General features: G+C 57.0%; 8 protein-coding genes. 5 read left to right on the top strand and 3 right to left on the bottom strand.

The window, feature by feature from the left end; translation table 11 throughout:
- Positions 1-150 precede the first annotated feature (150 nt).
- Positions 151-729: a GTP cyclohydrolase II gene (ribA, locus tag AB4043_RS18880; protein WP_442299863.1), complete on the bottom strand. Its 579-nt coding sequence runs from the start codon at positions 727-729 to the stop codon at positions 151-153.
- On the opposite strand from ribA, the gene AB4043_RS18875 reads away from it, so the two are divergent.
- From AB4043_RS18875 to AB4043_RS18860, 4 genes are all read left to right on the top strand, one after another.
- On the top strand, positions 631-888 hold the full coding sequence (locus AB4043_RS18875) for a hypothetical protein (protein ID WP_442299874.1): 258 nt from the start codon (positions 631-633) through the stop codon (positions 886-888). The two genes, ribA and AB4043_RS18875, sit on opposite strands and share 99 nt — an antisense overlap.
- 10 nt (positions 889-898) lie before the next feature.
- On the top strand, positions 899-2236 hold the full coding sequence (locus tag AB4043_RS18870; protein WP_442307770.1) for a sensor histidine kinase: 1338 nt from the start codon (positions 899-901) through the stop codon (positions 2234-2236).
- A gap of 215 nt (positions 2237-2451) precedes the next feature.
- The gene (locus AB4043_RS18865) at positions 2452-3639 is read left to right on the top strand and encodes a hypothetical protein (RefSeq protein ID WP_442307769.1); all 1188 of its coding nucleotides are present in this window, start codon (positions 2452-2454) and stop codon (positions 3637-3639) included.
- Positions 3640-3651: 12 nt separating this feature from the next.
- Positions 3652-4791, top strand: coding sequence for a putative nucleotide-diphospho-sugar transferase (locus AB4043_RS18860; RefSeq protein WP_442307768.1), 1140 nt, complete (start codon positions 3652-3654; stop codon positions 4789-4791).
- Between the two features lies 1 nt (position 4792).
- On the opposite strand, the gene thiS is transcribed toward AB4043_RS18860, so the two are convergent.
- Together thiS and thiD are read right to left on the bottom strand one after the other, a co-directional pair.
- Positions 4793-5014, bottom strand: a complete 222-nt coding sequence (thiS, locus tag AB4043_RS18855) for a sulfur carrier protein ThiS (protein ID WP_442299587.1) — start codon at positions 5012-5014, stop codon at positions 4793-4795.
- A gap of 140 nt (positions 5015-5154) precedes the next feature.
- On the bottom strand, positions 5155-5925 hold the full coding sequence (gene thiD, locus AB4043_RS18850) for a bifunctional hydroxymethylpyrimidine kinase/phosphomethylpyrimidine kinase (protein WP_442307771.1): 771 nt from the start codon (positions 5923-5925) through the stop codon (positions 5155-5157).
- A 286-nt stretch (positions 5926-6211) separates the two neighbouring features.
- Here thiD and AB4043_RS18845 point away from each other — a divergent pair.
- The coding region (locus tag AB4043_RS18845) for a hypothetical protein (RefSeq protein WP_442307767.1) at positions 6212-6433 on the top strand (222 nt) is incomplete at its 3' end.

Here is a 6433-nt window from a genome sequence, read left to right as displayed (position 1 = left end):
CCTCCAAGGTCGTCGTTGGGTTTCGGCTGAAGGACTGATGCCGGCAGTGCTGTTTAGAGCACTTGCGTCTACCGAAACCCCGGAAGTCTAGCATCTCAAGACACAGTTGGACATGGCCGGGCAGACAGCGCAGCCCCGGAGAACGGTTCCCTAGATGCTAGGTAGCAGGTGGCCCATCTTCTCGCGCTTTACCTGGAGATATCTCTCGAAGGTCGCCTCGGGTTCCACTTCGGCCGAGATGCGTTCAACGACCTTGATTCCGCCAGCTTCCAGCGCAGCCACTTTCTCCGGATTGTTGGTAATCAGCTTCACGGAGGTGATGCCAAGCAGCTTCAAGGCCTCGGCCGGCAACTCAAAGTCACGGCAGTCTGCCTTGAAGCCCAGCTCTTCGTTTGCCTCAACGGTGTCCCGTCCGTGGTCCTGCAGCTCATAGGCGCGCAGCTTCGCCATCAGGCCGATGCCGCGGCCTTCCTGCTGCTCGTAGATCAGGATGCCGGCTCCGGCCTCGATGATCATGCTCATGGCCAACTCCAGTTGGAGACGGCAATCGCAACGAAGGGAATGAAATACATCTCCCGTCAGGCACTGCGAGTGCACCCGCACGAGGGGAGGGGCAGAGAAGACATCGCCATGGACCAGCGCAACCACACCCTCAATCCGTTTCGCAGGCGCGGGCAAAGCTTCGTTGCACGGCTCTGGATTGGCGACTACGCCCTCAAAACCGTGAATCCGAAACTGGCCCCAACGGGTGGGCAGATCGGCTTCAGCTACTTTACTAACTCGTTCAAAGGGCATTGTGTTGATTATAGTTCCGTTAACTTAGATGAATATGGTGCGGCTTTGGCTTCGGAGGAGTTGTCACCATCTGGTAAAAGACAGCTAGAGTAAGAATGGCCCTATGCATCCCACCGACCCCAAGCTGATCCTCATCACGCTCCTGGTAAAGCTGGGTGTGGCGGCGGCGGTCTCCAGTTCACTCTCACGGTCAAGCGTCTTCAAGGATCTGTTGCTGTCGCACCATCGCACGCGGCGGCAAACCTTGATTCTTCTGGCGCTTATCTGCACACCATTGATGCTGGGTGTCTGGCTGCGGAGTATCGTCCCAAATTTTCTAGCTGCCGATATCAGTTTCGAAACGGTGATTCTGCTGGGGCTCGTCCTGGGGGCGGGGCCTGCAACGCTGGGCGGTATCTTCCTGGCTCTCCCGGCCCTGCTCCACCATGAGTACCTGGCGTTGCCGGTGAACATGCTGGTCGGGAGCTTTGYCGGGGGATTTCGCTCATTTACCAGCCTGGAAGACGTCTGGTCGTTCACGCCCCTTATCGACCTCAGCCTCTACCGTTGGGTCCGTCGAAACCTCAGCAGGCCCCATCTGGACCGGCAACTGCTGTTGCTGCTCCTGATTGCGGTTCTTGAACTTGGCGCAAGTGGTTTAGCTACAATATTTCCCAGGCGATTCTTCTCGCTACACTCGAACAGATGGCTTGTAGAACTAGCTCTTTGCGCCTGTTCGCCCGTAGTCGTGGGAATTCCGCTGAAGATCTGGAATGCGGTCCGCATCGAGCGAAAGCTGGAAGAGCAGACCCGCCTGCTGCTGGAAGCCCGCCTGGACGCGCTGCAGCGGCAGATCAATCCGCACTTTCTTTTCAATACTTTGAACTCCATCGCCTCGCTAGTCCGGTTCAAGCCTGAGCTGGCGCGGGAGATGGTGGTCAAGCTGGCAAATATCCTGCGGGTCCTCCTGAAGGACCGAGAAGCGTTCGTCCCATTCTCAGAGGAGCTGGCGTTTACCGACAACTACCTTCGAATCGAGGTCGTCCGGTTTGGCGAGAAGCTGCGTTTCGTAAAGGAGATCAGCCCGGAGACGGAGCATCTCGTCGTACCCAGCATGATCCTGCAGCCGCTGATTGAGAACAGCATCAAGCATGGTCTGGAGCCTCGGATTACCGGAGGTACGGTCACGCTTCGCAGCAAGCTGGATGGCGAGCAGCTCCTGATTGAGGTGGAAGATGACGGCATCGGGATGGCTCCGGAGAACAACGCGCCGTCACCGGTGAGCGGCCTGGTTCGCCCGGGAACAGGCATCGGAATGCGCAATGTCCGCGAACGTCTGGAGGTGCTGTACGGCGATTCGGCCTCCATGGAGACCAACAGCCGTCCCGGCAGGGGGACCAGAGTGACTCTCAAAATGCCGGCTATGCACGCCCACGAGGCGGCGGCATTATCAGAGACGTAGCCATATTCGGCCTATACTCTTTACGTCCGATAACACATATTCTGTAGAGTGGATTCTCGCAGCTGCTTCCCAGCCTGCGTTCTTTCGAGATCATCTTTGTTTTCTGCTGTTTGCAAGCGCTGCACTCTTGCTGTGCTAGCATGCGAAAAACACGGTTCTTCTTCGAGCCTTCCTCTCCAGCATCAGCCTAAAGGACCTTACAGCACTCATTTTCTATGAATTTGCGCCGAATCTTTAAGACGCTCTTCACGAACTTTCTAGGTCAAGGCGTCACGATCATCTCGCAGCTCATCGTGCCGCCACTGTTTCTCCGGTCCTATTCCAACGGCATCATGGTCTACGGCGAATGGATTGCGCTCAGCGCCGCCGTCAGTTACCTGGGCACCCTCAACTACGGGATCCAGAACTACTCCAACAACCAGATGTCGATCCTGTACAACAGCGGCGACATTGAGGGCGCCAAGAATGTTCAGGGTGCGGCTCTGCGGCTGCTGGTTGGGTTCTTTACGCTTTTTGCCATCGCCGGCCTGATCGTCTTTGTTCTGCCGATCGCGTCGTACCTGAACCTGAAGGTCGAAACTCCGTTCCAGAATGCGCTGGCACTATACCTGCTGATCCTGCAGATCGCCCTGAACATGCTGTTCAGCCTGATGACCAACAGCTACATGGTCGTGGGCCAACTGCACCGCGGAAACTACTGGGCCAGTGCGCAGCGACTGTTCTCCATCGTATGCATTGCATTGACCGTGAAGATGCACGGTTCGTTCCCAGCCGTCGCCGGGGCGCAGTTGGGGGCTTTCTTCACCTTCCTAATCCTGGTGATGATCGACATGCGGCGGAATGCGCCGATCCTTCTGCCGTCACTGCGATACGGCAGCATGGAGCATGTCCGGGCGATCATCAAACCCAGYGGCCACTTTCTGCTGATTGCCCTGGCCGGCTTCCTTAGAATCAAGGAACACAAGACCCAGTTCCAGTCCTCCTCGAACAAGCACGAGCGCTTCGCCGTCTTCAGTGTGGTCGGCTATCTCGTGATGTTGGGAGTATCCCTTCCGATCATGAAGATGTACAGCCTTACGGGCTTCATCCTCTGCTGGCTGGTCTGGGAGATCATCCAGACCTATGCCGTCGTTCGCTTCAATGAAGACATCTTCCCCGCCGAATATAAGGTCAGCCTGCAGCCAATTACCCGGCTGGCCATCTTTATGAGCGTCGCGTTCGCCCTGTCGTTCTACCCCTCCAAGCTCGAGGTCAACTGGTCACTGTGGGCGGTTGTAGGCTTCTCCTGCGCCGCAGCTCTGCTGTTCGCCGCTGCCGCATACGCCTACTTCGGGATCGGTGAACTGAAAGACATCCTGCAGCAACGGTTCAGAAGCCGGTTTCTCAAGACTCGCTCCGCCTGAAAGAAAACAACCATGTTGACGCGACTATTTCTTGGAAGCAGCCGTCTGTGTGCCCGGATGGGATGGTGGACCATGACGGTGGCGAGCCTGGTTTACGCCGGTCCCCTTCCGTCGCTTGCTGCCTTCGACCGCGGCAGGCTCTCCTATGCTCTTCTGCTCTCCAGGAGGAGCGGCACATCCCAGACGCTCTTTGAACGGCTACTGAAGCGTGACTTTGGCAAAGACGCAGCGATCGATCTCGAGATCGCCGAAATGGCCATGCGGCTGGGCAACCCCTCTTTAGGGCGGGACCTGTTGCAAAAGGTCGCCCAACGCGACCAGGGGCACGCTGCCGTAGTCGCTGAGACAATGCATCGGTACCTTACCCAGATTCTTGATGGGCCGGTTTCCGATACCCTTCATCGGCAGATCGAGGCGCTCGCGCTTGGATCCGGTAGCCGCGTAACGATTATTACGCTCAGCGGTCACTATCTGGAGATGTTCGAGCTCTGGAAGGAACAGGCGTTGAAGTACGTCGACCAGCGTTTTCTGGTGATTGCTCTCGACAGCAAAGCTGTCGATGTAGCTTCACGGTTGGAATGTTGCCGCGTTCTGGACATCTCCTCCTACTTCCTCTTCGACGCCAACGGCAAGATCAATCCTCACAGCCGGCATCTGCTCTGGGTGCTGCGCTCCTTGATCCTGAAGACGCTGCTCGAGCGCGGGCATGCCGTCTACTCGATGGATATTGATGCGGTCGCGGTTGCTGATCTGGACACAATGCTTGCCACCCTGCCACAGGCCGACATCGTTGCCCAGGAAGACTTTTCCATTCCCATGGATGTGGCCCGCAAACAGGGGTTCATCCTTTGCTGTGGCTTCATGGTCTTCCACCCCACAACAGCCACCCTGGGGTTTATGAAGCGCTTCGCCGATCAGGTGATTCTAGAACTGGATGWCCAACTCGCCCTCAACCATCAGATTGCAGAGGCGGGCATCAGGGACATGGAAACACAGCCGACCTATCGCCGCTTCTCGGTGGATGGGACGGTGATCGTCTGTCCGGACAAACAACGAGTCTCCCGGGATGTCTCTTATGGAACCGTCGTGCGCCACTTCCAGCAGCGGAATGAGAGTATTGCTGAGCTCCGGGAGAAGCTGGAAATTGGTTAGTTTAGGAGGCGCCGCCGCCCACGAAGTGGACGATTTCGACCTTGTCATTGGTCCTCAGAAAGGTCTCTTCCCACCTGCGGCGCGAGACGATCTCTTCATTGAGCTCCACGGCGACGCGATCACCTTTGAGGCCTGAGGCGCTGACTAAATCCCCCACGGACGCGCCCTCGTTCAGATCCGGAAACTCTTTGCTCTTTCCATTGAGCGTAATCAGCAACGGCATACCTCTAGTTCTACCCTAAATTGCGGCTAGAGCATTTTTCCTGTAGGTGTAGTGCAGGGATTCCACATCTATGGGCGTTTTCCCCAATGAAAACGCCGCTGTACGCTCCTTCCGGGATACCCAGCAACAGGAAAAATGCTCTACGGCTTCTGTGTAAGCGGCCACAAGAGGTTCAGCGGCCCCTTCCCGTGTCCGATCGTCGTCGCCCGCAGCATCCCCTGCCGGACGTATTCCTTAGCCGCTCCGGCAGCTTCCACTGGCAGCTGCCCTTCCACCAGGCGACACAAGAAGGCGCTCGAGAAGGCGCAGCCAGTGCCATGAGTTGCGTGGGTCGGGATATGCTCACCGGCAAGCCAAAGCCCTGCCGTGTCGCCGGGCAGCAGGACGTAGTCGTCCGGAGTCTCCAGGTGGCCACCGGTCGCAATGACACCGACTCCGTACTGTTGGCCCAATGCAAGGGCGGCACTCTCGATCTCCCGGGGCGTAGCGACCGGCATACCGGTCAGAACCGACAGTTCATCGACATTCGGCGTTACCCAGTCGACCTGTTGCAGAAGGCCTCGGAACACGGCCATGGCCTCCGGGCTCAGCAAAGCTTTGCCCGAGCTGGATCGAAGGACCGTATCCAGAACTACCGGACAGGTAAGCCGCTGAAGATACTCTGCGACGACCTCCACCACCGCTTTTGAGCCCAACATACCGAGCTTGACGCCGGCGGGCGGCAGATCCCCATCAAGAACGTGCAGCGTCTCTGCCAGAACCGCCGGTTCTACGGGGTGAACGGATGCGACTCCGGTCGTGGACTGGACGGTCAACGCGGTGATGGCGCTTGTTCCAAAGAAGCCATGGGCGGCAAAGACGGCAAGGTCTGCTGTGATGCCTGCTCCGGATGAGGGGTCGTAACCGGCGATCGTAAGAAGGTTTTTGGAGGATTTCAGGGTTGTTTCTCCAACCTAAAAAGGCAAAAAAATCTGTGGAAAGGTCCTCCCTGGCCAACTGAAGTTGGTACGGAAAGCATCCCTCTTTCAGTATGCAATGTAGCACTGGGCCCCAGAATGACCGCAAAAGCTCCTGCGACCTCCGTTCTTCTATACCACGGTGAGGCCTGGGGGGCAAGTCGATAAATGAAGGTAAGTCTCTGGGTTTGTTTGACTTAGCGTTTCAGGAAACTAGAAAATAACAGTGGAGTAAGAACGTATGCAAGAACAATTTTCTTCCCGGCTGCTGAACCGTATTCCACGTTTGCTGACAGGAGTTGTGGCCTTCGGTTTAGGTGTTTCAGCAACAGCTACATCGGCCGCTCCGACCGACGTTTCAACGGATCTCCCTCGCGATCTCAACAAGGCGCCGAACGATGGCAAGACTCGTAAGGCGACGTCCAAAAAGCCCTGGTATCAGATCGGCAAAGCATCCTGGTAC

The sequence above is a fragment of the Terriglobus sp. YAF25 genome (assembly GCF_052113305.1).
Taxonomy (GTDB): domain Bacteria; phylum Acidobacteriota; class Terriglobia; order Terriglobales; family Acidobacteriaceae; genus Terriglobus.
Note: the sequence above shows the minus strand (reverse complement) of the source record. Positions and strands in the feature narration are given on the sequence as shown.

Coding starts and splice junctions, on each gene's coding strand:
- AB4043_RS18875 (WP_442299874.1), top strand. CDS start 631: ATGGACCAGCGCAACCACACCCTCAATCCGTTTCGCAGGCGCGGGCAA.
- thiS (WP_442299587.1), bottom strand. CDS start 5,014: ATGCCGTTGCTGATTACGCTCAATGGAAAGAGCAAAGAGTTTCCGGAT.